This is a genomic window from Actinoplanes sp. NPDC051411 (genome assembly GCF_040682075.1).
GTDB lineage: Bacteria > Actinomycetota > Actinomycetes > Mycobacteriales > Micromonosporaceae > Actinoplanes.
Window position 1 is genome coordinate 111,008 of record NZ_JBFBAD010000002.1, and the last position, 23,937, is coordinate 134,944.

General features: G+C 71.0%; 21 protein-coding genes. 9 read left to right on the plus strand and 12 right to left on the minus strand.

The features are described from left to right. Nucleotides 1-141: 141 nt before the first annotated feature. Entirely contained in the window at nucleotides 142-1,011 is an 870-nt protein-coding gene (locus AB0M88_RS01490; protein WP_364093744.1) for an LLM class F420-dependent oxidoreductase, read from the minus strand. Between the two features lie 60 nt (nucleotides 1,012-1,071). Here AB0M88_RS01490 and AB0M88_RS01495 point away from each other — a divergent pair, with 60 nt between their 5' ends. Further along, nucleotides 1,072-1,350 (plus strand): YciI family protein, encoded by a 279-nt coding sequence (locus AB0M88_RS01495; protein WP_364093747.1) that lies wholly within the window; start codon nucleotides 1,072-1,074, stop codon nucleotides 1,348-1,350. On the opposite strand, the gene AB0M88_RS01500 is transcribed toward AB0M88_RS01495, so the two are convergent. Further along, nucleotides 1,347-1,874, minus strand: coding sequence for a phosphoribosyltransferase (locus AB0M88_RS01500; RefSeq protein WP_364093749.1), 528 nt, complete (start codon nucleotides 1,872-1,874; stop codon nucleotides 1,347-1,349). The genes AB0M88_RS01495 and AB0M88_RS01500 overlap by 4 nt on opposite strands. A 120-nt stretch (nucleotides 1,875-1,994) precedes the next feature. Here AB0M88_RS01500 and AB0M88_RS01505 point away from each other — a divergent pair, with 120 nt between their 5' ends. Beyond that, nucleotides 1,995-3,110, plus strand: coding sequence for a PP2C family protein-serine/threonine phosphatase (locus AB0M88_RS01505; protein WP_364093752.1), 1,116 nt, complete (start codon nucleotides 1,995-1,997; stop codon nucleotides 3,108-3,110). 504 nt (nucleotides 3,111-3,614) lie between these two features. Further along, on the plus strand, nucleotides 3,615-5,471 hold the full coding sequence (locus tag AB0M88_RS01510) for an acyl-CoA dehydrogenase (protein ID WP_364093754.1): 1,857 nt from the start codon (nucleotides 3,615-3,617) through the stop codon (nucleotides 5,469-5,471). 57 nt (nucleotides 5,472-5,528) lie between these two features. On the opposite strand, the gene AB0M88_RS01515 is transcribed toward AB0M88_RS01510, so the two are convergent. Continuing rightward, a complete protein-coding gene (locus AB0M88_RS01515) occupies nucleotides 5,529-6,047 on the minus strand; it encodes a histidine phosphatase family protein (RefSeq protein ID WP_364093757.1) in 519 nt (172 codons plus the stop codon). Between the two features lie 87 nt (nucleotides 6,048-6,134). Between AB0M88_RS01515 and AB0M88_RS01520 the strand changes: the two genes are divergently transcribed. Then, nucleotides 6,135-6,419 (plus strand): DUF6458 family protein, encoded by a 285-nt coding sequence (locus tag AB0M88_RS01520; protein WP_364093957.1) that lies wholly within the window; start codon nucleotides 6,135-6,137, stop codon nucleotides 6,417-6,419. Between the two features lie 65 nt (nucleotides 6,420-6,484). Here AB0M88_RS01520 and AB0M88_RS01525 read toward each other — a convergent pair whose 3' ends face one another. Next, nucleotides 6,485-7,324: an SDR family oxidoreductase gene (locus tag AB0M88_RS01525; RefSeq protein WP_364093759.1), complete on the minus strand. Its 840-nt coding sequence runs from the start codon at nucleotides 7,322-7,324 to the stop codon at nucleotides 6,485-6,487. A gap of 120 nt (nucleotides 7,325-7,444) precedes the next feature. Between AB0M88_RS01525 and AB0M88_RS01530 the strand changes: the two genes are divergently transcribed. Beyond that, a complete protein-coding gene (locus AB0M88_RS01530; RefSeq protein ID WP_364093761.1) occupies nucleotides 7,445-7,801 on the plus strand; it encodes a helix-turn-helix domain-containing protein in 357 nt (118 codons plus the stop codon). Here AB0M88_RS01530 and AB0M88_RS01535 read toward each other — a convergent pair. After that, on the minus strand, nucleotides 7,792-8,469 hold the full coding sequence (locus AB0M88_RS01535) for a hemolysin III family protein (RefSeq protein ID WP_364093763.1): 678 nt from the start codon (nucleotides 8,467-8,469) through the stop codon (nucleotides 7,792-7,794). The two genes, AB0M88_RS01530 and AB0M88_RS01535, sit on opposite strands and share 10 nt — an antisense overlap. Nucleotides 8,470-8,531: 62 nt before the next feature. On the opposite strand from AB0M88_RS01535, the gene AB0M88_RS01540 reads away from it, so the two are divergent. From AB0M88_RS01540 to AB0M88_RS01550, 3 genes are read left to right on the plus strand one after another with little or no spacing between them, the layout of a single operon-like run. Next, nucleotides 8,532-9,131, plus strand: a complete 600-nt coding sequence (locus tag AB0M88_RS01540) for an allophanate hydrolase subunit 1 (protein ID WP_364093765.1) — start codon at nucleotides 8,532-8,534, stop codon at nucleotides 9,129-9,131. Beyond that, nucleotides 9,128-10,168 carry a biotin-dependent carboxyltransferase family protein gene (locus AB0M88_RS01545; RefSeq protein WP_364093766.1) on the plus strand — a complete coding sequence of 347 codons (1,041 nt, stop codon included), beginning with the start codon at nucleotides 9,128-9,130 and terminating at the stop codon, nucleotides 10,166-10,168. Before AB0M88_RS01540 ends, AB0M88_RS01545 begins: the two co-directional genes overlap by 4 nt. After that, on the plus strand, nucleotides 10,164-10,913 hold the full coding sequence (locus tag AB0M88_RS01550) for a 5-oxoprolinase subunit PxpA (protein WP_364093959.1): 750 nt from the start codon (nucleotides 10,164-10,166) through the stop codon (nucleotides 10,911-10,913). Before AB0M88_RS01545 ends, AB0M88_RS01550 begins: the two co-directional genes overlap by 5 nt. A gap of 24 nt (nucleotides 10,914-10,937) precedes the next feature. On the opposite strand, the gene AB0M88_RS01555 is transcribed toward AB0M88_RS01550, so the two are convergent. From AB0M88_RS01555 to pdhA, 6 genes are all read right to left on the minus strand, one after another. Beyond that, nucleotides 10,938-12,728 (minus strand): NHL domain-containing thioredoxin family protein, encoded by a 1,791-nt coding sequence (locus AB0M88_RS01555; RefSeq protein ID WP_364093767.1) that lies wholly within the window; start codon nucleotides 12,726-12,728, stop codon nucleotides 10,938-10,940. A gap of 61 nt (nucleotides 12,729-12,789) precedes the next feature. Next, nucleotides 12,790-16,530 carry a hypothetical protein gene (locus AB0M88_RS01560; RefSeq protein WP_364093770.1) on the minus strand — a complete coding sequence of 1,247 codons (3,741 nt, stop codon included), beginning with the start codon at nucleotides 16,528-16,530 and terminating at the stop codon, nucleotides 12,790-12,792. A 306-nt stretch (nucleotides 16,531-16,836) separates the two neighbouring features. Continuing rightward, nucleotides 16,837-16,974, minus strand: a complete 138-nt coding sequence (locus tag AB0M88_RS01565; RefSeq protein ID WP_364093773.1) for a hypothetical protein — start codon at nucleotides 16,972-16,974, stop codon at nucleotides 16,837-16,839. A gap of 144 nt (nucleotides 16,975-17,118) precedes the next feature. Then, nucleotides 17,119-18,648: a dihydrolipoamide acetyltransferase family protein gene (locus AB0M88_RS01570; protein WP_364093775.1), complete on the minus strand. Its 1,530-nt coding sequence runs from the start codon at nucleotides 18,646-18,648 to the stop codon at nucleotides 17,119-17,121. A gap of 5 nt (nucleotides 18,649-18,653) precedes the next feature. Further along, nucleotides 18,654-19,643 carry an alpha-ketoacid dehydrogenase subunit beta gene (locus AB0M88_RS01575; RefSeq protein WP_364093962.1) on the minus strand — a complete coding sequence of 330 codons (990 nt, stop codon included), beginning with the start codon at nucleotides 19,641-19,643 and terminating at the stop codon, nucleotides 18,654-18,656. Beyond that, a complete protein-coding gene (gene pdhA / locus AB0M88_RS01580; RefSeq protein WP_364093777.1) occupies nucleotides 19,640-20,779 on the minus strand; it encodes a pyruvate dehydrogenase (acetyl-transferring) E1 component subunit alpha in 1,140 nt (379 codons plus the stop codon). Before pdhA ends, AB0M88_RS01575 begins: the two co-directional genes overlap by 4 nt. Before the next feature lie 1,662 nt (nucleotides 20,780-22,441). On the opposite strand from pdhA, the gene AB0M88_RS01585 reads away from it, so the two are divergent. Further along, the gene (locus tag AB0M88_RS01585; RefSeq protein WP_364093780.1) at nucleotides 22,442-22,693 is read left to right on the plus strand and encodes a hypothetical protein; all 252 of its coding nucleotides are present in this window, start codon (nucleotides 22,442-22,444) and stop codon (nucleotides 22,691-22,693) included. Nucleotides 22,694-22,702: 9 nt separating this feature from the next. On the opposite strand, the gene AB0M88_RS01590 is transcribed toward AB0M88_RS01585, so the two are convergent. Beyond that, entirely contained in the window at nucleotides 22,703-23,908 is a 1,206-nt protein-coding gene (locus AB0M88_RS01590) for a hypothetical protein (protein WP_364093783.1), read from the minus strand. Nucleotides 23,909-23,937 lie beyond the last annotated feature (29 nt).

A 23,937-nucleotide genomic window follows, 5' to 3' on the forward strand; every position in this document is an offset into this window, starting at 1 on the left:
GGAGCGGCGCCCGGAGATCGCGTTTGAGATGGGGCGGGCGGCAGCGTTGGTGGGCTGGGTATCCGACCGGAAGGCTGGCCGCCCTGCTCGTGCAGGCCGGCTCCCCGGAGACCGTACGGATGGAGCGGGCGGCTCGGCTGCCTAGTTTTGACCAAGGAAGATTGCGGCCATCTGGCGCCACTCCTCCAACGGGAGGTGGGGGCTCGGGTCGGCCGACAGGACCTGGAGGGCCACGTGGTCGGCACCCGCGGTGAGGTGGGCGTCGACGCCCTTGCGGACGGCCGCCTCGTCGCCCCAGATGACCGCCGTGTCGACGAAGTGGTTGCTGCCCTCGCCGGCCAGGTCGTCGTCGGTGAAGCCGTAGTTGCGCAGCATCGTCGTGTAGTTGGGGAGGGCCAGGTACGAGGTGGTGATGCGGCGGGCCACTTCTCGGGCCTCGGTCGGGTCGGTGCCGAGGAAGACCTTCTGTTCGGGGATGAGCAGGCGGTCGGGGCCGAGGATCTGGCGGGCGTCGGCGGTGTGGGCGGGCGGGGTCAGGTAGGGCAGGGCGCCGGCGGTCAGTTCGCGGGCGGTTTCCAGTGCCTTCGGGCCCAGGGCGGCGATCATGCGTTCGTCGACGGGGACCGAGCGGAGCTTGTCGGTGAGGAAGTCGCGCAGTTTGGTCAGGGGCTTCACGTACGCCTGGCCGAGCGACTCGGCCGTGGGCGCGTGGCCGGAGCCGACGCCGAGGGCGAAGCGGCCCGCGTAGTGGCGGTCGAGCCGGTGCTGGCTGGCCGCGAGCACCTCGCCGCGGCTGCGCCAGATGTCGACGATGCTGGTGCCGACGACCAGGTGGGTCGTGGCGGCGAGGATCGACTCGACCAGGTGCAGATCGTCGGGCGGGCTGCCGCCGATCCAGACCGAACCGAAGCCGAGGCCTTCCAGCTCCTGAGCGGCCGAGGCGATGAGATTGGCATCGTCCGGCCAGAACCGCCGGCTCACCCAGACTCCATAACGCCCGAAGTCGTTCATGATGTAGATCGTACGTTTGACGGGGAGTCGCCGCCGGAGAGGAACGCCACTGTGTACCTGATGATTTCGACTTACACCGTGCCGCTGGAAGAGGTCGACAAGCTGCGGGACGCGCATCTCGCGTTCCTGGACGAGAAGGAGGCCGCGGGCCTCGTCGTCTCGGCCGGCCGCCAGGACCCGCCGAACGGCGGTGTGGTGATCCTCGACGTCGCGTCCGAGGCCGAGGCGTTCGCCGTGATGGCCGACGATCCTTACCTCAAGGGCAAGGTCGGCGAATACAAGGCGGTCGGGTTCAACCCGTCGCGCGGCGTGCTGCAGGGCTGGACGCCGGCCGGCTAGAGGTCGGCGCCGGTGAGCAGGCCACGCAGGCCCAGCCCCGCCGCGACCGCCGAAGGGCACTCGTCGACGATCACCGCGGTGCCGACGTACCGGTCCCCGGCCAGGGCCTTCAGCGCCCCGGCCTGGGCGCCGGTCGCCGCCCAGTCGTCGACCACGAGGACGCGGTCGTCGGGGCGTAACAGCTCACGGCGTACGCCCAGAAGCTGGACCTCGCCGCGGTGATCGACCACCTCGGTCCAGTCCATCGCCTCGGCGATGGGCCGCCGGGCGCCCGCCCGGTAGGCCTCGACGAAGCCGGCGCCGAGCGACCGCGCGGTCAGCGGCCCGACCAGGAAGCCGGTGACCTCGGGCGAGATCACCACGGTCGGGCGGTCGGCCCGGAAGAGGTCGGCGAGCGCGTCGCCGAGGCCGGAAAGGATCGCCGGGTCGCGCCACCAGCCGGAGCGGTCGCTGACCAGATAGCCCTCGCCGGGGTCGGTCCAGCGGAAGGCGGCCCGCAAACGATCACGCAGATCGGCTGTCACCGCGACATAGTGCCACCGGCGTGGGGGTCTGTCGGGCACCGACCGGTCAGAACCCGCTCAGACTACGGGTCAAGTTGATGCAGCGAATCGTTCCGATCGGGCATGCTGTTGCGCGTAGCCATGCCTAATCTCTCGCCGGGTCGTCGCCGCCCGGTCAGCCCAGGATCCCGCGTCGGTCTCGGCGCGGCCCTCGTGCTGCTCGCGTTCGTGTCGGCGGTGGAGCTTTCGGACGGTCGCGAGGCGAATTTCGTCGGCCTGCTCGCCGCGGTTCCGTTCCTCGCCGCCGTTTTCGCGTTCTGGCAGACCGTGCTGCTCGTTGGGGTTCTGGCGGCGGTCGTCGGGATGGCCTTCGTCGGCGCCGAGGGCGGTACGCCCACCGTGTCCGGAATGGCGAACATCCTGGGCATTGTGCTGGCCACCGCGATCGCGGCCGTGGTCGCCACGATCCGGCAGCGCCAGGCCGACCGCATCGTCGAGTTGCAGCGGCTGGCCGCGGTGGCCCAGCAGGCGGTGCTGCGTCCGGTCGGTCCGCAGGTCGGCGCCCTCGCGGTCGCCGGGCGGTACATCTCGGCGACGGCCGCCGCCGACATCGGCGGCGACCTCTACGAGGCCTTGGACACGCCCTACGGCGTACGCATCATCATCGGCGACGTCCGCGGGAAGGGTCTCGATGCGGTCCGTCTCGCGAGCATCGTCCTGGGTTCGTACCGTCACGTGGCCTATGAGCGGGCCGATCTGAAGACGATCGTGACCGATTTGGACCGGGCGGTCGCGCGGAGTGTCGGCGATGAGGACTTTGTGACCGCGGCCCTGGTCGAGGAGCGTGGCGGCACCCTCACCATCGTCAACTGTGGACATCCGGCGCCGCTGCTGTTGCGCCGTGGCCAGGTCATTTCGCTGGATCCGCCCGCGCCGGCCCCGCCGCTGGGTTTCATGCCGGAGGTCACGCCGCGGGTCGAGCGCCTGGAGCGCGGTGACCGGCTGCTGCTGTTCACCGACGGGCTGGGTGAGGCGCGCCGCGAGGGCGAGTTCTTCCCGACCGCCGACCGGGCGTGGCGGCTGCTCGGTCATGGCACGGTGGGGGACGGGCTGGCCTCGCTGGAGACCGCCCTGGTCGATTGGGTGCACGGTCGTCTCGAGGACGACATCGCGCTGGTTCTGCTGGAATATGCGGGCACCGACGAGGAGCCGACGGTGCCGATGCCGAGCTGGGAAGTCGGCGCGGCCGGAAGTTGAGAGGCCGGAAGTCAAGAGGCCGGAGCTAAGAGCCCGGAGCTAAGAGCCCGGAGCTAAGAGGCCGGGAGCGAGACCGCTGCCTGTTCCGGCGTCGTCGTCCCGATCGGGGCGGGTGAGACCGGTGCGACCGGGCTGACCGCAGTGACCGGGTCCGGGCGGCGGTGTCGTCCGACATAGCGGCGGGGCTGGTCCGCCTGGCGCGGCTCGGGAATCAGGTTTTTGATCGTGGCGAACATGTGCGCCTCCTCAGAAGGCGAGAGCTTCGTGTCTATGGGGTGAAACGAGCCTCCGGGCACCTCGATACGTCGACGAGGCGTTGGAGCTCGCAAATAGCCGAACGGCTGTCCTGCTGGCTGGCCGATCGGGGCCGCTTGATGTGCGACCCGGTGGATACCGACCCCTAATCCGGTGGTTGGTCACAGATCAGCTGGCGCCTTGTCGCTGTCTACCGATGGGTAATAGAGTGGTTATTACTGACGGGTAACTCGCGTTTGGGGCCGAGCCATGACTCACTACAAGAGCAACCTCCGGGACCAGCAGTTCAACCTGTTCGAGGTCTTCGGGGCTGACCGGGCGTTCGGTCAGGCGCCGTACGACGAGATCGACGCGGAAACCGCGCGCGACGTTCTTTCCGAGGTCAACCGCCTGGCCACCGAGGATCTGGCGGCCAGCTACACCGACGCGGACCGCAACCCGCCGGTCTTCGACCCCGAAACGCACACCGCGCCGCTGCCGGAGTCGTTCAAGAAGTCGTTCGAGCAGTGGATGGCGGCCGAGTTCTGGCGCCTCGACCTGCCGTCGTCGCTCGGCGGCACGCTCGCCCCGCGCGCCCTCTGGTGGTCGCTCGCCGAGAACGTGCTCGGCGCCAACGCGCCCGTCTGGATGTATTCGTCCGGCCCCTCGTTCGCCCACGTCGTCGAGACCGAGGGGACCGAGGAGCAGAAGAAGTGGGCCAAGCTCTTCGTCGAGAAGCAGTGGGGCTCGACCATGGTGCTCACCGAGCCCGACGCGGGTTCGGACGTCGGCGCCGGCCGGTCCCGGGCGATCCCGCAGGCCGACGGCTCGTGGCACATCGAGGGCGTCAAGCGCTTCATCACCTCGGGTGAGCACGACCTGACCGACAACATCATCCATTACGTGCTGGCGCGTCCGGTCGGCGTCGAGGGCGCGGGCGGTCCGGGCACCAAGGGCCTGTCGCTGTTCATCGTGCCGAAGTTCCACTTCGACCCGGAGACGGGCGAGCTGGGCGAGCGCAACGGCGTCTACGCCACCAACGTCGAGCACAAGATGGGCCTGAAGGTCTCCAACACCTGCGAGATGACCTTCGGCGAGCACGGCGTACCGGCCAAGGGCTGGCTGCTCGGCGACGTGCACCAGGGCATCCGCCAGATGTTCATGATCATCGAGTACGCGCGGATGATGGTCGGCACCAAGGCGATCGCCACCCTGTCCACCGGCTACCTGAACGCGCTGGACTATGCGAAGAACCGTGTGCAGGGCGCCGACCTGGTGCAGAACGACGACAAGGCCGCCCCCCGGGTCACGATCATCCACCACCCGGATGTGCGCCGCTCCCTGCTGCTGCAGAAGTCGTACTCCGAGGCGCTGCGCGCGCTGACCATCTACGCCGCGACCTGGCAGGACAAGGTCGCGATGGCGGAGGCCAGCGGCGACACCGTGGCGGCCAGGGCCGCCTCCACGATGAACGACCTTCTGCTTCCGCTGGTCAAGGGCGTGGGCTCCGAGCGGGCGTACGAGCTGCTCGGTCACGAGGCGCTACAGACGTTCGGCGGGTCCGGCTTCCTGCAGGACTACCCGCTCGAGCAGTACGTGCGGGACGCCAAGATCGACACCCTGTACGAGGGCACGACCGCGATCCAGAGCCTCGACCTGATCTTCCGCAAGATCGTGAAGAACCAGGGCCGGGCACTCGGCGCGCTCGCCGGCGAGATGCAGGCGTTCATCGAGAGCGAGACCGGCAACGGGCAGCTCAAGGTGGAGCGGCTGGCGCTCGGCAAGGCGCTCGGCGACCTCCAGCAGATCCTCGGCACCGTGATGACCTGGCTGGCCGGGGCGCAGGGCGGCGAGCCGACCGAGCTCTACAAGGTCGGCCTGAGCTCGCGACGCATCCTGCTCGCCCTCGGTGACGTGGTGCTCGCCTGGCTGCTGATGCGGCAGGCCGACGTCGCCCTCAAGGCCCTCGGCGGCGAGGTCTCGCCGGCCGACAAGAAGTTCTACGAGGGCAAGATCGCCTCGGCCCGGTTCTTCGTCCGCGAGGTGCTGCCGCGCGTCGGTGCCGACCGCCGCATCGTCGAGGCGACCACGCTCGACGCGATGGAGCTCGACGAGGACGCGTTCTAGAAGCTTTTCCCACTCTCCTGGAAACGGTCGAGCCGGCGGACAAGGGTGTCCGCCGGCTCAGCCGCGTGCGGTGTGTCTTTCCACCAGGCGCATCGAACCGGGCGAAACCGACGACCACGAGTCCTCGGTGCGGTGCACGGCCAGGCCGCTGGTCTTCAGCCCGACCTCGTTGCCGTCGTATTGCGCATCGGGAATGAGCAACACCGACACATCGGACATAGTGGGGTTGTGTCCGACCACGAGCACGGTCCGGACCTCGTCGGGCACCCGGCGGAGCAGGTCGAACACCTCGGTGCGCCCACCGTCGTACAGCCCCTTCTCGTAGCGCACCTCGGGCGCCCGGGTGTCCGGCAGCGCCTGCGCGAGGGCGATCGAGACGCCCTGCCACGTCTGCCGGGTGCGGGTGGCCGGCGAGCAGAGGACGAGATCGGGAGGCAGCCGCTCGTCGGCCAGCCAGGCGCCGGCCGCGTCCGCGTCCGATTCGCCGACCGTCGTCAGGCGACGCTCGTAATCGGGCAGCTCACCGGGGGTCTCGGCCTTGGCATGGCGGAGTAGGACGAGGGTCCGAGCGCTCATAGGAACAGCTTGCCTGATTGAGGATCAATCCGCGTGGGTAACACCTCATCGGACGGATTGATCGTGGTCAGGACCGAGGAGGATCCGATGGGCATCGGCGCAAGCATTTTCCTGCTCGCGGTGGGGGCGATCCTCGCGTTCGCTGTCAACGCGCACATCAGCGGGCTCGACATCAACATCATCGGCTGGATTCTCATGGCGTGCGGGCTCGTCGGCCTGATCATCACGCTCTGGTACTGGAACAGCCGCCGGCGCACCGTCGTGACGCGACGGACGCAGGTTCCGACGGCCGGCACGGCGTACCCGGCCGAGCGGGCGGAATATCACGAGACGCGGCAGGACGTTCCGCCGCCGCCTCCGCCCGGTTACTGATCCCCGCCAAGCTCGCGGCGCCGGCGACTGCTCCCCCCTAGCAGCCGCCGGCGTCGCGCGTCCTTCTACTGGCGAAGTGCTGCCGCGACGGACTCGGCCAGCGGGGTGGCGGGGCGGCCGATCAGGCCTTCCAGGTCGGTCTTCGGCACGAACAGATCGCCCCGCGAGGCGGCCGAGTCCGAGTCGGCCAGGACCGCCGCGTACGAGGCGTCGAGGCCCACCCCGACCAGGAACTCGGTGTACTTCTCCTCGCCCAGGTCGGTGTAGGTGACCTCGCGACCGGACTGCCGGGCGATCTCGGCCGCCAGTTCGGGCATCGTGAACGCCTCGCCGCCCAGCTCGTACACCTTGCCGGCGTGACCCTCGCCGATCAGCGCGGCGGCCGCCGCCTCGGCGTAGTCGAGGCGTGGCGAGGCCGAGATCCGGCCGTCGCCGGCCGCTCCGAACAGGCCGTGCTCGACCGCCTGGGCGATCGGGTAGTTCTCGATGTACCAGCTGTTGCGCAGGAGCGTGTGCGGCACGCCGGACTCGGCGAGGAGGCGCTCGGTCTCCTGGTGCTCGGCCGCCAGCTTCATCGCGCTCGTGCCGGCGTTGGAGATGCTGGTGTAGATGATCCGGCCGACGCCGACCTCCTTGGCCGCCTGGATGGCGTTGCGGTGCTGATCGACGCGCTTGCCGACCTCGCTGCCGGAGATGAGCAGGACCGCGTCGGCGCCGGCGAAGGCGGCCTTGAGCGCCTCGACGTCCTCGTACGCGGCCTTCCGGGTGGTGATGCCGAGGTCGGCGATCTTGTCGATGTCGCGCCCCACCCCGACGATGTCGGCGGCCGGTACTCCCTTGGCGAGCAGCGACTCGACGACGAGACGGCCCAGCTGTCCGGTGGCTCCGGTGACGACGATGCTCATGCTGATCTCCCTGGCTGATGACGGCTTGTCGTATTGAGTCAACATGCCTGGTCAGAGATCACTTCCCAACAGATACAGGGCACCTTGAAGTGCAGTACGTACCTGAGAGATAGTGTCCAGGTGAAAGGCAACGTGTACGACCGCGACTGTCCGAGCCGGCAAGTTCTCGACCGCGTCGGCGACACCTGGAGCGTGCTTGTCGTCACCTCGCTCGCGCGGGGCCCGATGCGCTACACCGAGCTCGCGAAGCGGATCGGCGGGGTGAGCCCGAAGATGCTCACCCAGACGCTCCGCGCCCTGGAGCGCGACGGGCTGATCTCACGAACCGTGCACGCCGTGGTGCCGCCCCGGGTCGACTACGAGCTCACAAAACTCGGCGTGAGCCTGCTCGACCTGGTGGGAGCCTTGGAGACCTGGGCCGAGACGCACATCGAAGACGTGCAGGCCGCCCGGTCCAACTACGACAATCAGGCGTAAAGCGCGAAATAGATCGCGATGTGGTGGCTGACCGCGGCGACCAGCGTGCAGGCGTGGAAAAACTCGTGGTGCCCGAAGACGGCCGGCCACGGGTTGGGGCGCCGCAGGGCGTAGAAGACCGCGCCGATGCTGTAGACCGCGCCGCCCACCAACAGCAGCACCAGGCAGGTGGCGCCGCCGTGGTGCAGCACGTCGGGCAGGATCGCGATCGCGCCCCAGCCCAGAGCGAGATAGAGCGGCGCGCCGGCCCAGCGCGGGAGATGCGGCCAGATGGTCTTGAGGGCGACCCCGCCGAGCGCGCCGGCCCAGATCAGGCTCAACATCAGCGTCGCCTTGCCCGGGTTGAGCAGCTCGACGCAGAACGGCGTATAGGTGCCGGCGATGAAGATGAAGATCATCGAGTGGTCGAGCCGGCGCATGATCTGGTAGCCCTTTTCGCTCCAGACCCGCCGGTGGTAGAGCGCACTGATGCCGAACAGGCCGCACACCGTCGTGCTGTAGATCAGGCAGCTCAGAAAGGGCGAGATGCCGGGCCGGCTCAGGGCGATCGAGCAGAGCACGACGCCGCAGATCAGGGCGACGAAGAACGCGTACTGATGGAGCCGCCCGCGCAGGCGCGGCTTGCCGAGGTCGGCCGGCTTCATCCGGAACTGGGCGGTGGTCGTCACGGCTCCTAGGTTACGGCACCGTAAGTTACTGGCAGGTAGATCTGGTGAGGCAGGATGACGGCATGAGGGTACTTCGGGCCGGCCCCCGCGCGCTGCTGATCGAATGTTCCGACCCGCAAGCCTGGCATTCGGCGCTCTGGCGGCGCCGTGAGCAGGGCTTATTCTCCGCCGACGAGATCGTGCCGGGCGAGCGCACGGTGCTGCTCGACGGCGTGGATTCCGACCTCGCGGGCGATCTCGCAGACTGGGGACCGGACTCCGATTTGTCGCTTGTTGGCGAGACGCTCGTCGAGATTGCCACCGTGTTCGACGGCGAGGACCTCGGCTTCGTCGCTGCGCACTGGGATATTTCGGTCGAAGCGGTCGTGGGGCGGCTCACCGAGACGGAGTTCACGGTCGCCTTCTGCGGCTTCGCGCCGGGCTTCGCCTACATGCGCGGGCTCGCCCCTTCGCCGGCGGTCCCGCGCCTCGACGCGCCTCGCCCGCGGGTTCCGGCCGGCTCGGTCGCCCTGGCGGGCGCCTACGCCGGCATCTATCCCACGGCCTCACCGGGCGGCTGGCGGCTGGTCGGGCGGACAGATCAAAACCTTTTCGACGTACGCCGTGAGCCCCCGGCCCTGCTCGCCCCGGGCACACGCGTGCGCCTGGCGGTGGCCCGTTGATCACGGTGCTCCGGGCGGGGCCGCTCACGACCGTGCAGGATGAGGGCCGTCCCGGCTACGCCCACCTCGGAGTGCCGCGAGCGGGGGCGCTGGATCAGCCCGCGCTGCGGCTGGCGAACGCCCTGGTCGGCAACGACGCGTCGGCGGCCGGCCTGGAGACGACCCTGATGGGGTGCCGGCTCCGCTTCGAGTCGCCGGCGACGATCGCGGTGACCGGGGCTGTCTGCACGGTGAAGATCGACGGCGGCCTGGCGGGCGGCCCGGGGCCGATCGCGGTGCCGGCGGGAGCGGTGGTGGAGATCGGGCGGGCTACCGGCGGAGTGCGGTCCTATCTGGCGGTGGCCGGGGGGATCGACGTCGAGCCGGTTCTCGGGAGCCGGTCCACCGACACGCTCTCCGGCCTGGGCCCGCCACGGTTGACCGACGGCCAGACGCTGGCGATCGGTCCGATGCCGAATAACCCCGACAAACCGGCCGAACTGCTGGCCCGTCGAGTGGCGGAAGCCGCTCGGGACTCCGCAGATCAGGTGCGCGGTCCGGGACAGGCGAGCTTTGTGGATCGGCCGGGTCAGTCGGGCCCGGCCGGGCGACTCGGCGGCTCGGAGCGGCCGGGCTCCGCAACGCCCCCGAGGGAGCCGGGGCGCTCCGGCGGGGCGGGGCAGGCTGCACGGGAGCTCGAGGGCTCGGGCGTTTCCGCGGGGCGGGCCGAGATTGTGCTCGGGGTGTGGGCCGGGCCGCGGGACGCGTGGGTGGAAGTGGCGGGACTGTTTGGGGACGCGTACGTCATCAGCCCGATGAGCAACCGCGTCGCGTGCCGGCTGGCCGGCACCGCCCTGAGACGCACCCGGGCCGGCGAATTGCCGCCGGAAGGGCTGGTGCTCGGCGCGATCCAGGTGCCGCCGGACGGGCAGCCGTTGATTTTCCTGGCCGATCATCCGACGACCGGCGGCTACCCGGTGGTCGGCGTGGTCGATGACGTGGCTCCGCTGGCGCAGGCGCGGCCGGGGACTAGCGTTCGGTTTCGTGAACTCCATTGACCTCAACGCCGACCTGGGCGAGGGCTTCGGCCGCTGGCAACTCGGCGACGACGAGGCCCTGCTCGACGTCGTGACCTCGGCGAACATGGCGTGCGGCTTCCACGCCGGCGACCCCACGACGATGCGGCGACTGTGCGTGGCGGCAGTGGCGAAGGGCGTCGCGGTCGGTGCTCAGGTGGGCTACCGCGATCTGGCCGGCTTCGGGCGGCGGCGCATCGACTACGACCTCGACGAGTTGCGGGACGACATCGTCTATCAGATCGGCGCGTTGGAGGCGTTCTGCCGTCTCGCGGGTGATCGGGTGCGCTATGTGAAGCCGCACGGGGCGCTCTACAACACAGCGGCCGTCGATCCGGGGCAGGCGTCGGCGGTCGTCGCGGCCGTCGCCGGTTACGACCGGGGACTGCCCGTGCTCTGTCAGCCGGGTTCGGTGCTGGCGCGGTCGGCGCGGGAGGCCGGGCTGACCGTGATCGCGGAGGGGTTCGCCGATCGGGGCTATCAGGTCGACGGCACGCTGGTGCCACGGTCCCGCGAAGGCGCCGTGATCCATGAGGCCGACACGGTGGTCGCCCGAGCCGTGCGGATGGCCGTCGACGGCGAGGTGGAGACGGCCGAGGGCGGTGTCGTCTCCTGCCGGGTCGCCTCGATCTGCGTGCACGGCGACACCCCGGGCGCCGTCACCCTGGCCGGCCGGGTACGCGCGGGGCTCGGCGCGGCCGGGATCGATCTCGCCCCGTTCAGCTGAAGCCCGGCATCGAGCCGCAGGCCGCTAGCTTTCATCCATTCCGCGGAGGATCAGCGGGAGGCGGGACGGGCCGTCGGCCGTCACCGTCACCGGCACACCCCAGTCCTGCCGGGTCAGGTGACAGGCGGCGTTCTCCACGTTGACGTCGCAGGTGGCGGCCTGGGCCACCACCTGCAGGACGCCCGCGGTCACGGCCGGATTTATCACCAGTTTGCGGGACAGGTCGGTGGTGCTGCCGGCGCCCTCGAGCAGCAGCTCGGCCGGCGAAGCCGAAACGGTCAGGCGCGTCGACGGGCCGAACTGGGTGTCCAACTTCTGGCCCGGCGCGGGCGTGAACACGACATCGAGCGTGACCGGGCCCGCGGCCAGCAATGACGCCGGGCGCTCGGTCTTGTGGCGCTCACCGGTCACCGTCTTGACCACCCCGGGGGCGAGGCGGGTCAGCCGGTGCCCGGCCGACTCGACCACGATCACCTCGCCGCCGGCGGTGACCACGATGTCGCTGGGCTCGGCCAGGCCGGAATCCACTGTCGACACGGTCTGTGACGACGGGTCATAACGGCGTACGGCCCCGTTGTAGGTGTCGGCGATCAGCACCGAGCCATCTTGCAGAGCCGCCACGCCGAGCGGGTGCTGCAACAACGCCTCGGCGGCCGGACCGTCGACGTGGCCGAAGTCGAAAAGACCCTGGCCGACAGCCGTATGCATCTCACCGTCGGCGATCCAGCGCAGCGCCGAGGTCTCGCTGTCGGCGATCCACAGGCGGTCACCCCCGACCGACAAACCGGACGGCTGAGCCATCCAGACGTCCGGGATCGGGCCGTCGCGGAGAGACTCGACGGTGGTGCCGGCGTACACGCCGACCGTGCGCTTGATCGGGTCGAACCACCACAGCTGGTGGATGCCGGCCATCGCGATGATGACCTTGTCGTCGAACCAGGCCAGATCCCACGGCGAGGACAGGTCGGCGGCGAGCGCGTCGTGCGGGTGATCGTCCACGGTGGAACGCCACGGGCGCCCCGAACCGGCGACCAGGGTCACCTCGCCGGTCCTCAACACCAGGCCCCGCAGCTGGTGAGCGACGGTGTCGGCGACCAGGACGTCGTAGCCGGCGGTTGACGCGACCGCGGGCGGCAGCAGAAGCAGGCCCTGCGGCTCGTTGAACGGGCGGCCACGCTCACCGGTGCCGAACCGGCGGGCCAGGGTCTCGGCGTCCGGCGCGATCTCGACCAGCGAGTGCCGGGCCGAATCGGAGACGAGCAGATTGCCGCCCGGCAGCTCGATCGCCTTGCCGGGAAACCGCAGCAGGGTGTCGGCCGGGGCGGGCGCAACGTACGGCCCGTCGCCGCGGTGCAGGGTGCCGTCGGCCTCGTGCCTGGCGATCAGCTCGTCGACCAGGCGGGACAGCCCCTCGGCGTGGCCCTCACCGGCCATCGAGGCGACCAGGTAGCCGGTCGGGTCGATCACCGCGAGCGTGGGCCAGGCCTTCGCCGCGTACTGCTGCCAGAGGTGCATGTCGCCGTCGTCGACGACCGGGTGGTGCACGCCGTAGCGCTCGACCGCCGCCTTGAGGGCCGCCGGGTCGCGCTCGTGCTCGAACTTGGGCGAATGCACGCCGATGACGACCAGGGCGTCGCCGTACTTCTCCTCCAGCGGCCGCAACTCGTCGAGCACGTGCAGGCAGTTGATGCAGCAGAACGTCCAGAAATCGAGCAGCACGATCTTGCCGCGCAGGTCGGCCAGCGTCAGATCCCTACCACCGGTGTTGAGCCAGCCGCGGCCCTTGAGTTCCGGAGCGCGTACGCGTGCAGTCATCGCACCATCGTGCCGCATCGGACCGCCCGGCCCGGCACGAAGGTGGTCAGCACAACAACCGTCAGCTATTGGGCTTCAGGCACAGCACCTGGGTCTTGCCGTCCGACGTCGGATTGAGCACGTAGGGCTGCTGCGGGTCGGCGCACTTCGACTTGTCGTCGGCGATCGACACGACCTGGAACGCGGACGCGTCGCTGCAGTCCGCCTTCACCGCCTTGTCATCCGACTTCTTGACGCAGTCACCGGTGTTGACGCTCAGGGTGGCGTTGTCGCTGCCCTTGTCACCACCGGCGACCAGGTAGACGATGCCGAACGCGAGACCGACCAGCAGGGCGGCCCCCACGACGACCGCGAGCAGGGTCGGCAGAATGCGGACGTGCGGCGTCTCCGGCTTGGCCGGCGCGGCCTGGTTCTCCTGCGCCTCGACACCGGGCCAGCTGGTGGTGTCTTCCGGGGTCGGCGGGGTGACGGTCGCACGGGTCGCCGGTCCGGGGAACAGGCCACCCATCGGCGGCCGGTCGGTCTCGAGCTGACCGGGCGGCGGGAAGCTGGGCAGCGCGGGCGCGGGCACATAGGGCTCGCCCCGGCCGGCCACGTCGGTGGTGAGCTCGTTGTACTGCTCCGGGCCGCGACGGGCGACGTCGGTGGTCGGCTCACCGAACGGCGGCATCCCGCTGGGCCGCTGCGGGAGCGCCGGCTGCGCCCCGGGCGGGCTGACGCGAGCACTTGCCGAGGCACGCGCGGCGCCGCGGCTCGGCTCGGCGTCGCTCGGCCTTCCCGGGTACGCGGGGGAGCCGAACCCGCCCGCGGCATTCTGGTCGCCGCCGGGCTGCCCGGGGTAGGCCGTGGAAGACCCGATGCCGCCGCCCGGGTTCTGGTCGGCGCCGGGCCCACCCGGAACCGAGGCGCCGGGGAACGGCGGGTTGCCCGGACCACCCGGGAACGGCGGATTACCCGCCCCGGGGAACGGACCGTCGGACCCGGGTGCGCCCGGGTAGGACCCGTTGTCGGACCTGGGCCCACCCGGTCCCGAAAACACGCCGTTGTCCGTGCCGGGTCCACCCGGGAGGCCCGAGCCGGGTCCGCCGGGGAACGAGCCGTTGTCCGTGCCGGGCCGTCCAAGGAACGCCGAGCCGTCCGAGCCGGGGAACGAGCCGTTGTCCGAGCCGGGCCGACCAGGGAACGCCGAGCCGTCCGAGCCGGGGAACGAGCCGTTATCCGAGCCGGGACCGCCGGAGAAGGCAGGGCCGTTCGAGCCGTTGTCGGAACCGGGGCCGCCGGGGAACGCCGAGCCGGGGCCGCCCGGGGAGGACGATCCGTTGGAGCCCGGGTAGAAGCCGTTGTCGGAGCCTGGGCCGCCCGCGAAGGCCGAGCCGGGTGCGCCGGGGAAGGAACCGTTGTCGGAGCCGGGCGCGCCCGGGAAAGGCTGGCCGGAGGCGCCGGGGCCGCCCGGGTAAGCGGAGCCGTTCGCGCTCGAGTAGGAGCCGTTGCCCGACCCCGGACCGCCCGGGAAGCCCGAGCCGTTGTCCGGGCCGGGGCCGCCGGAAAAGCCCGAGCCGTTGCTCGAGCCAGGGCTGCCGGGGAAGCCCGAGCCGTTGCTCGGGCCGGGGCTGCCGGGGAAGCCCGAGCCGTTGCTCGGGCCGGGGCCGCCGGGGAAGCCTGAACCGTTGTCCGGGCCGGGGCCGCCGGGGAAGCCCGAACCGGGGAACGAGCCGTTGTCCGAGCTGGGCGCACCCGGGAAGGCCGAGCCGGGGGAATCCGAGCCGAAGGCGTTGCGGCTGTGGTCGGGGCGTTCGCCGAAGGGCGCGGCGCCGAACTGGGACGGCGGCCGGAACGGGGAGTCGGAGGGGTTCTCCGGCTCAGGTGTCGATGGCGCCAGGTCGTCCTCCTCGGCCGGCTCGCTCGCCGGGCGGCCATAGACGCGGGCCTGTGGTGGCGTCGGGGCCGGCGGCGGGAGTTCGGACGCGTCGACCGGTGCGCGGCTGGCCGACGGCACCGAGGCGCTCGCCGTCACCGGGCGGGCGGAGCCGACCGCGGGGCCGGAGCGTTCGGCGGAGTCGCGGGGTTGCGGCACGGAGCCGCTCACCGGGGCGGCGCCGAACGGGCTGCTCGGCGCGCCCGGCGGGGTGCCGTAGGCGGCCGGGCTGCTTGGCGAGCCGGGCGGTGTGCCATAGCCGGCCGGGCTGCTTGGCGGTGTGCCGTAGGTGGCGGGGCTGCTCGGTGAGTCGTCGGGGCCGCCGGCTGCGCTGAGGGCGGCGCCGGGCACCCGCTGCGGGTAGCCGCCGCTGATGCCGGACGGGTCGCCGGCGGGGGACTCGGAACGCGGGTAGGGAGATTGGTCGTCGGCCCCGCCCGGGTTGAACCGCCCGTTGTCGGATCCGCCGAACGGCGAGGCACCGCTCTCGGGTCGCGCGAACGGCGACGAATCAGAGCCGGCCGCGAACGGCGACGAATCAGAGCCGGCCGCGAACGGCGACGAATCAGAGCCGGCCGCGAACGGCGACGAGTCTGGGCCGGACGCGAACCGCGACGAATCAGGGCTGGGTGCGAACGGCGACGAGTCGGGGCTCGATGGGTATGGCGACGCGTCGGGGCCGGGTGCGAACGGCGAATTGGCGCTGGGTGCGAACGGGGACGAATCGGTGCCCGGCGCGGACGAAACGGGGTCGCCCATCGGGGCGTTGCCGACGGGCGGCGGGCTGCCGTAGGTCGAGCCGCTCGGGCTCGCGGCGGTGCCGGACGGCGGCTCGGCCTGACTGCTGCCGAAGGTCGCCGGGCGGGCACTGCCGAACGGCGATGACTCCTGGTCGCGGCCGTACGGCGAAGCGTTCTGCCCGAACGGCTCCTGGTCGAAAGATCCGGGCGACAGCGCGGCCTGGCCGAACGGGTGCTCGCCGGACGACGGCTGCCCGTACGGGTGTGGCGCCGACTCGGGGGACGCCGAGCCGAACTCGGACGCGCCGAATGGGGACGGCTGGCCGCGTGCCGGCAGGTCGGTGCCGGGCGGCGTGTCGGACCCGGATGGCGAGCGCAACGGGAAGCCGCCACTGTCGCCGCGCCGGGTCGGGAACGCGCCCTGGCCGCCGCCGCGCAGCGGGAAACCGCCGCTCGCCGGCCCGCTGTCGTCGGGGCGGGCCGGTGGTGGGGCGTCGGGAAGGCCGGTCAGGCTCGCACCGGGTACGCGGATGCGCTGGTCGCCGAAGGCGGAGATGCCGGGCGGGCGGGCGGTGGCCGGGCCGACCTCGGGGTCGGCGGGTTCGCTGCCGACGAGGCCGCGGCCCGGATTGCCCGCCGCGAAACCGTCGAATTCGGTCAATTGGGGTGGCGAGGTCGGGTTGCGCTGCGGAAGCGGGTCGCCGGCGCCGATCGAATTGCGCTGCGGCAGGCCGGATTCCGGCCGCGCGAACGGATCTTCCGATTCGGACGAATGTGACGGGGAAGCGGACGCCCAGTCGGGCCGGGAATCACCGTTGGAGGAAGCGAACGGCTCACCACCGGGAGGGGCGAACGGCGACGGCTCGGGAACGCGCGCGGAGCCGTACTGCGTGCCGGCCGGGCGAGCGGCCTGCTCCGAGCTCGGGCCGAACGACGACACGGCCGGCACCACGAAGGGTGAGCCACCGTTCGGCGTCGCCTGCGGCGGCGGAGCGTACGAGCTGGGGAAACTGTCGGCGGGCGGTTGGGCGGTCGCGCGACCGGCGGCGCGCCGGCCGTCAGCGTCCGGCGGGAAGCCGTCCGCTGTCGGTCCGCCCGACGTGGCCTCGGCCGGTTGCGTGCCGGCGTACTGCCCCTCGGACGTCATGATCGCCTCCTCATCCATGCGGCCGTGCCAGCTTTGCACGGACGCGGTCCGCCGGCACTTCGCCGACGGCCGTGCCAGCTCTCAGGCCAGGCCGTTCGGGACACTCCGCGCGGGTCGGAAGCCCCGGTCTCCATTTCCGGCGGGGGGAGCCGGGGCGGTGACCGTGCCCAACCGTACCGGGCCGAGCCGGTGGGAGGAATCCCGGTGTACGTCCGGAAGGGGACGCCTAACTGATCTTTAAGCCTGTCTTGCAACGAGAAACGCCCCGTCCGGATTGTTCCGGACGGGGCGTCGTGTGGTCGTGGGTCAGACCGGCTGGCGCTGGGCGAAGATGGCGATCTCGTCGCGCATCGACTGGCTCGGCGCGGACATCCACGCCCGGTCGATGGCGCGGTTCTGCCGGTTGATCAGACGACGCTGACGGGCGCGGTCGATCAGTTTCATGGTGCTGCTCACTTCCCTGAACTTCGGTGGTTCGACGTCATCTCAGACAACACCATTGTGCGGGTCTGTAATCCGTCTTACCAACTAAATATGGGGTGATGCGCGGCACCGGCTTAACGATCGAAGGTTTTCCGAGCGAAAGACCTACGTCCAGGCGAGCAGGGTGGCCTCCGGGTCTTCGAGGAACGCCCCGACGTCCCGCAGGAACTTCGAGCCCAGTTCCCCGTCGACGATGCGGTGGTCGAACGAGAGCCCCAGCGTGGTGACCCGGCGGATCTTGATCTTGCCCTTGTGCACCCAGGGCATCTCGCGGATCGCGCCGAAGACCAGGATGGCCGACTCGCCCGGCGGAAGGATCGGCGTGCCGGTGTCCACACCGAACACTCCGACGTTGGTGATCGAGAACGTTCCGCCCGACATGTCGGCCGGCGGGGTCTTCCCCGACTTCGCGACCTGGACAAGTGTGTTGAGCGACTCGGCCAGCTCCCGCAAGGTGAGACGCCCGGCGTCCTTGACGTTGGGAACGATCAGGCCGCGTTCGGTGGCCGCCGCGATGCCGAGATTGACGTATTCCTTCACGACGATCTCGCCGGTCGCGCCGGACCAGGTCGAGTTGACCATCGGATGCCGCTTGACGCCCAGCAGCACCGCCTTGGCCACCAGCAGCAGCGGCGAGATGCGGACGTCCCGGAACTCCGGCCGCGCCTTGATCTTTTCGAGCGCCCGCATCGACCGGGTCACGTCGACGGTCAGGAACTCGGTGACGTGCGGTGCGGTGAACGCCGAGGCGACCATGTTTTCCGCGGTCAGCTTGCGGACGCCCTTGATCGCGATCCGCTGCTCGCGGGAGGCGTCGAAGACCGCCGCGGCCGGCGCGGTGACCGTGCTCACTGCCGCGCCCTGCGCTTCCGCCGGGCTCGCGGCCGCTTGATGTACGTCGTCCCGAGTCACCGACCCCATCGGGCCGGTTCCCGCGACCGCCCTCAGGTCGACCCCGAGATCGCGCGCCAGCTTACGAACCGGCGGCTTGGCGAGCACCGGCCCGCCGCGGTGCCCATTGGCCGGAGCCGCCGCGGAGCTGCCCGCAGCCGGGGCCGCGGCGGCCGGAACGGGCCCGGCCTGGGCCGGCGCCGGCGTGACCGGCGACGGAAGGGTGACCGCGGGAGCCGCGGCGGCTGGAGGCGACGACGTGGGCGGGGACACCGACGGCGTACCGGAAGATCTTGGCCGCCTCTTGGCGGAAGTCGTCCGCGGACCGTAACCCACCAGGACGGCCGTGCGTCCACCCGGAGCCGGACCACCGATCATGCCGGGCTCGACCGAGCCCTCCTCCGGCGCCAGCTCGACCGCCGCGAGCGACTCGGCCGACGGAGCCGGTCCGCCGCCCGCGCTGGAGCCGCCCTCGGATGAGGGCAGCGGGCCCGCCGACGGATCGGTGTCGATGGCGACGATCGGCGAACCGACCTCGACCGTCGTGCCCGCCTCGTGGAAGATGCGGGTCACCACGCCGCCCCACTTGGCCGGGATCTCGACCGCCGCCTTGGCCGTCTCCACCTCGACGATCGGCTGGTTGAGTTCGATCGTGTCGCCGACCTTGACCAGCCAGGTCAGAATCTCGCCCTCGGTCAGGCCCTCGCCGAGGTCGGGCAGGTTGAATTCCTTGACTCGCGACATGCCGGTCACCAGCCGAACGAACGGTCGACGGCGTCCAGCACCCGGTCGAGGTCGGGCAGATAATCTTCCTCGACGCGGGCCGCCGGGTAGGGAACGTCGAAGCCGGTCACCCGCAGCACCGGGGCCTCGAGCGAATAGAAGCACTCCTCGGTGATCCGGGCGGCCAGTTCGGCGCCGAGGCCGATGTTGCCCGGGGCCTCGTGGACGACGACGGCCCGGCCGGTCTTGCGCACCGAGCCATAGATCGTGGGGTAGTCGACCGGCGAGAGCGAGCGCAGGTCGATGACCTCGAGGCTGCGGCCGTCCTCCTCGGCCGCGGTGGCCGCGTCGAGTGCCGTGCGCACCATCGGCCCGTAGGCGAGCAGGGTCGCATCGGTGCCCTCGCGGGCGACCCGGGCCGCGTGCAGCGGCTGGGCGCCGGACAGGTCGGCGTCGAGGTCGACCGCGCCCTTCTCCCAGTAGCGCCGCTTGGGCTCGAAGAAGATGATCGGGTCGTCGGAGGTGATCGCCTGCTGGATCATCGAGTAGGCGTCGGCGGGGTTGGCGCACGTCACGACCTTGAGGCCGGGGGTGTGCGCGAAGTAGGCCTCGGGCGACTCGGAGTGGTGCTCGACCGCGCCGATGCCACCGCCGAACGGGATGCGGATGACGATCGGCAGCCGCACGTTGCCCTTCGAGCGGTAGAACATCTTGGCGACCTGGGCGACGATCTGGTTGTAGGCCGGGAAGACGAACCCGTCGAACTGGATCTCGCAGACCGGGCGGTAGCCGCGGATGGCCAGGCCGACCGCGGTGCCGACGATGCCGGCCTCGGCCAGCGGGGTGTCGATCACCCGCTGCTCGCCGAAGTCCTTCTGCAGGCCGTCGGTGATGCGGAAGACGCCGCCGAGCTTGCCGACGTCCTCGCCCATGATGACGACCTTGGGGTCGTTTTCCAGCGAGCGGCGCAGGCCGTGGTTGAGGGCCTTGCCGAGCGTGATCGTTTCGGGCATCAGTGCGCGCTCCCCTCGAACGAAGCCTGGTAGTCGGCGAACCTCTGCCGTTGAACGTCGAGTTCGGGCGAGCCGTTCGGATAGACGTTGTCGAACAGGGTGAGCGGCTGCGGGTCGGGCATCGCGAGCACCCGTTCGCGCAGGTTGAGCGCGAGGGTCTTCGCCGAGTCGTCGACCTCGGCGAAGAAGGTGTCGTCGGCCAGCTGCTGCTTGGCGAGGAACGCCTTGAGCCGGCTGATCGGGTCCTTCGCCTTCCAGGCCTCGACCTCGCTGGCGATGCGGTAGCGCGTCGGGTCGTCCGAGCTGGTGTGGGCGCCCATGCGGTAGGTGTACGCCTCGATCAGCGTCGGGCCCTGGCCGTTGCGCGCGTTGTCGAGCGCCGCCCGGGTGACCGCGAAGCTGGCCAGCACGTCGTTGCCGTCGATCCGGACGCCCGGGAAGCCGAAGCCGGCCGACCGCCGGTAGAGCGGGATGCGGGTCTGGCGTTCCAGCGGCTCGGAGATCGCGTACTGGTTGTTCTGGCAGAAGAAGACCATCGGGGCGTGGAACACCCCGGCCCAGACGAACGCCTCGTTGACCTCGCCCTGGCTGGTCGCGCCGTCGCCGAAGTAGGCGATCACCGCCTCGCCGTCGGGGCTGCCGGTCTTGCCGTCCATCGTGATGCCCATGGCGTAGCCGGTCGCGTGCAGCGTCTGCGAGCCGATGACGATCGTGTAGCCGTTGAACTTGTGCTTGTTGGCGTCCCATCCGCCCTGGTCGACCCCGCGGAACAGGCCGAACGGCATGATCGGGTCGATGCCGCGGGTGTAGAGGACGCCGTGCTCCCGGTAGGTCGGGAAGGCCATGTCCTGCTCGCGCAGCGCCCGCCCGGAGCCGACCTGGGCCGCCTCCTGGCCCAGCAGGCTCGCCCAGATCCCCAGCTCGCCCTGTCGCTGCAGAGCCGTCGCCTCGGCGTCCAGCCGTCGGACCGTGACCAGGTCCTTGTACAGCTCGCGGTACTCGTCGTCGGTGAAATCGACCGAATACGTCACGCCTTCGTCGGTGGTGACGCTGTCCACGCGTTCGCCATCGGGGGTGAGCAGTTGGACGAAGCCGCCGGCCGGTGCATCAAGCCCGGCCTCGCTTCCGCCGTTCGCCATCCGTGTCTCCCTGTTTCATCTCTGCGCCCGCGGCGGGTGTTGCCCGTCCGCGCGACGAACCGCTCGGTCGCCGCGCCTGACCCGGGTGAGGTTGCCGCGCGGCCTCCCAGCGGGGGTCGGGACCCCGCCGAGGAGTGACGGCCCCCACCACGCCCCGCTGAAGATCGGCGAAGGCGACGGCGGCGGTGCCGTCGCCCCCAATCCTGACAGAGAACGTGAGCGTCGTTACAGATCAGGTCGATCACAGTCAGGAAATTCCAAGGCCACATAGCTGCCCGTATTTGTCCGTATTAGTGGTTTTCGTACGGTCACTACCGTACGAATGGGTCCATCCCGCCGCTGCCGATATGCCGGAGCTTCGTTCACCCCTGTGACCGCGACTGATCCATGTTGATCATTGCCTTATCGCGCCCAGGGAGGGGACCGGCCGTGCCGGACGAGCGAGACGACGACCTCGTGCCGCCGCTCAAGGTCATGCGGAAACGTCTGAACGGCGTCTATCGAGCGGACAGCGGATTTTCCGGCCCGACCCGTCGTTATGTGCTCATTGTGGCGCTTCTGGTCGGGTTGGCCTCGATTCCCACCCTGGCGGCGATCACCGCCGGCTCCAACGAACTCTCCGACGGCACGACCCACACGCTCGACGTGCCGTTCCTGCCACCGGCCTCGCCGGGCCCGATCGGAAGCCGCCGTCCAACGCATGTATATGACGGCGGGGCGCCCGGAGCCGGTTCACCGGGCGCTGGATCTTCCAGGGCGGCGTCAGCCGAGCCGTCATCACCGGCTGGGCCGTCCGCCGGGCCGCCCAATGGGCCGGCCGCCGGGGTGTCAGCCGGGGTGTCCGCCGGGGTGTCCGCGTCTTCCTCGCCGGAGCCGTCGTCCTCTTTCGGGCCGGGGCCTTCCCCGACGGAGGTGCCGACGGTCCCGCCGCCGGTTCTGGGGGCATCGCAGGGCGCCAAGGCCGCGATCCGGGCGGGGCGCATTCTCGGCCAGGTGGGCCGGCGAGAGCCGCGAGCGGCTCCGCCTTCCTCCGTACGCGGTCAGGCCGCCCCGCCGGACGACGGCTACAACTCGGGCAGTTCCCGGAACGACCATCCGTCAAAGCCCCATCCAGCACGCCATCGCGCGTCGGGCTCTGGCTCGTCGGGCTCTGGCTCGCGGGGCTCTGGCTCGTCGAAGCCCGGCTCATCCAAGCCCAGCCCGTCGAAGCCGGGCCCGTCGAAGTCGGGGTCCACGGCGTCCGGCCCGTCAAAGCCCCACTCTTCGAAGCCGGCTCCTTCGCAGTCGGCTCCTTCGCCGTCCGGGCCGGACCTGTCCGCCCTGGTCCCGGGCCTGGTCGACGGTGACGGCTTCCCTTCGGTCCCCGGCTTCCCGAAACTGCCCGGCTTCAACGCCCCGGACCCGACCAGGCACAAGCACAAGAAACCCGCGTCCAGCTCGCCGGACGCGCCGGTCGAACCCGATGAGCCGCCGGCCTGGAACGACCGCCCGGCCTGCCATGAGCGCGGCAAGTGCGGCGCCCGCCCGTCCCACCATCACCGCCCGGACTTCACCGGCGACCGCCGATGCGACAGCGCGACCCGCCGGGCCACCAGCTCAGATCACCGCACCGTCCAGATCGACCGGTCTCGCGACCGGTCCGCACACCGCCGGAGGTCCGCAGTGACCGAACGCCCGCAGAACATCCGCACCGCCCGCCCCTACGTGAACGGCGGCGGCCAGAACACCCGCCGTCCGATCCCGGAGGCCCGCGTCCCGGAGTCGCGCGCCGACGACAACCAGAACCGGTCCTACCGCGGGAACCACCGGGCCGCCGGCCTGCACCACCTCGACCATCAGACCCCGGCCCAGCAGCGCAGCTCGCGGGTCGGCCGGCACCACGCCGATCCGCAGGACGGCTTTATCAACCGCTGAGCGACGCCGCTAGTCGAGATGGTCGCGGTTGGCCTCGATCCAGGCGTCGATGGCGTCGGTGTCGTTGGGGTCGACGCCCTCCGAGATCAGCTGGGCGACCGCGGCGGTGGCCGGGCTGCGCCGCTCGCCGGTCGCGTAGAGGCGGGCGAACTCGGGGATCATCTCCTCGACCATCTCGTCGGTCTGGGCGATCGCCGCCTCGGGCAGTCCGCGCCGGCGGGTGGCATAGGCCGACCAGGCCCGGGTGACCCGGGGCAGCATCGCGGCGTCGTCCATGTCGAGGACCGCCCGCCGGTGCACCCAGTCGAGCAGGAACAGACCGGCCACCGCCGGGCTCCAGCGCAGCGGGTCGGCCGACGGCAGGCTCGCCGCGTGGTCGAGGATCAGGCTGACGCAGAAGTGCAGGGACGCCACCTCGTCGTCCGCGGCGACCTTGTCGAGGCCGAACCGGGCCGCCTCGGGTGAGCCGAGGAAGTCGCGGGAGAGGTCGGCGGGGGCGGGCGTGGGCGGCTCGGCCAGCGGCGGGGTGGTCGACGCCGGCAGCAGGGCCAGGCGGGCCGCGGCCAGCGCGCGGTCGGTGGCGAGCGAACCGTCGGCGGGCAGGTCGCCCAGCCCGTCGGTGATCTCCAGGTGGCGGTTGACCTCGCCGCGGACGCGGCCCGGGTCTTCGGCGCGGAACCAGGTCAGCTCGTCGTCGTCGCACATCTCGCGTACCTGCTCGAGGATGCGGGAGGCCGAGGAGCCGACGAACACGTCCTTGGTGATGCCGATGTTGTGGTCGACCAGGGCCACGACCGCGTGCTCGGGGCCGCCGTCGTCGACGTCCTCGTAGGCGAAGGTGACCAGATAGGACGTCTGATCGCCGTACACGTCGCCGTACGCCCAGCACCCGGTGGGCCGCACGCGCCCCAGCTGGGCGGCCCACGCCGGGGCTTGCGGCCCCCGGCGTACGTCGGAAGCGCCCGCCGCGTCGGGCACCAGCGCCGCGAAAACCTCGCGGATCGTCGTGGCCGCCGCCGTGCGGCGGCGTGTGGTGGCTCCCAGGAAGTCGCCGACGAAGTCGCGGACCGCGGCCGCCCGGTCGGCCGTCGCCACCGAATAGACGCTGCCCAGGAGCGCGGTGCCGAGCATCTCGGCATCGAGGGCACAGTCGAGCTTGGCCACGTCGCGGGCGGCGTGGAGGACAGCTTCATATGGAGTCTGTGGTGCCGCCATGACCGCGACGTTACCCGGCCGGGAGCGTG

Excerpts from the sequence above, each read along its gene's own strand:
- AB0M88_RS01515 (WP_364093757.1), bottom strand. The coding sequence starts at position 6,047 with ATGAGCGCTCGGACCCTCGTCCTACTCCGCCATGCCAAGGCCGAGACC.
- AB0M88_RS01510 (WP_364093754.1), top strand. The coding sequence starts at position 3,615 with ATGACTCACTACAAGAGCAACCTCCGGGACCAGCAGTTCAACCTGTTC.
- AB0M88_RS01560 (WP_364093770.1), bottom strand. The coding sequence starts at position 16,530 with ATGACGTCCGAGGGGCAGTACGCCGGCACGCAACCGGCCGAGGCCACG.
- AB0M88_RS01555 (WP_364093767.1), bottom strand. The coding sequence starts at position 12,728 with ATGACTGCACGCGTACGCGCTCCGGAACTCAAGGGCCGCGGCTGGCTC.
- AB0M88_RS01495 (WP_364093747.1), top strand. The coding sequence starts at position 1,072 with ATGATTTCGACTTACACCGTGCCGCTGGAAGAGGTCGACAAGCTGCGG.
- AB0M88_RS01590 (WP_364093783.1), bottom strand. The coding sequence starts at position 23,908 with ATGGCGGCACCACAGACTCCATATGAAGCTGTCCTCCACGCCGCCCGC.
- AB0M88_RS01490 (WP_364093744.1), bottom strand. The coding sequence starts at position 1,011 with ATGAACGACTTCGGGCGTTATGGAGTCTGGGTGAGCCGGCGGTTCTGG.
- AB0M88_RS01540 (WP_364093765.1), top strand. The coding sequence starts at position 8,532 with ATGAGGGTACTTCGGGCCGGCCCCCGCGCGCTGCTGATCGAATGTTCC.
- AB0M88_RS01525 (WP_364093759.1), bottom strand. The coding sequence starts at position 7,324 with ATGAGCATCGTCGTCACCGGAGCCACCGGACAGCTGGGCCGTCTCGTC.
- AB0M88_RS01570 (WP_364093775.1), bottom strand. The coding sequence starts at position 18,648 with ATGTCGCGAGTCAAGGAATTCAACCTGCCCGACCTCGGCGAGGGCCTG.
- AB0M88_RS01565 (WP_364093773.1), bottom strand. The coding sequence starts at position 16,974 with ATGAAACTGATCGACCGCGCCCGTCAGCGTCGTCTGATCAACCGGCAG.
- AB0M88_RS01505 (WP_364093752.1), top strand. The coding sequence starts at position 1,995 with ATGCCTAATCTCTCGCCGGGTCGTCGCCGCCCGGTCAGCCCAGGATCC.
- pdhA (WP_364093777.1), bottom strand. The coding sequence starts at position 20,779 with ATGGCGAACGGCGGAAGCGAGGCCGGGCTTGATGCACCGGCCGGCGGC.
- AB0M88_RS01520 (WP_364093957.1), top strand. The coding sequence starts at position 6,135 with ATGGGCATCGGCGCAAGCATTTTCCTGCTCGCGGTGGGGGCGATCCTC.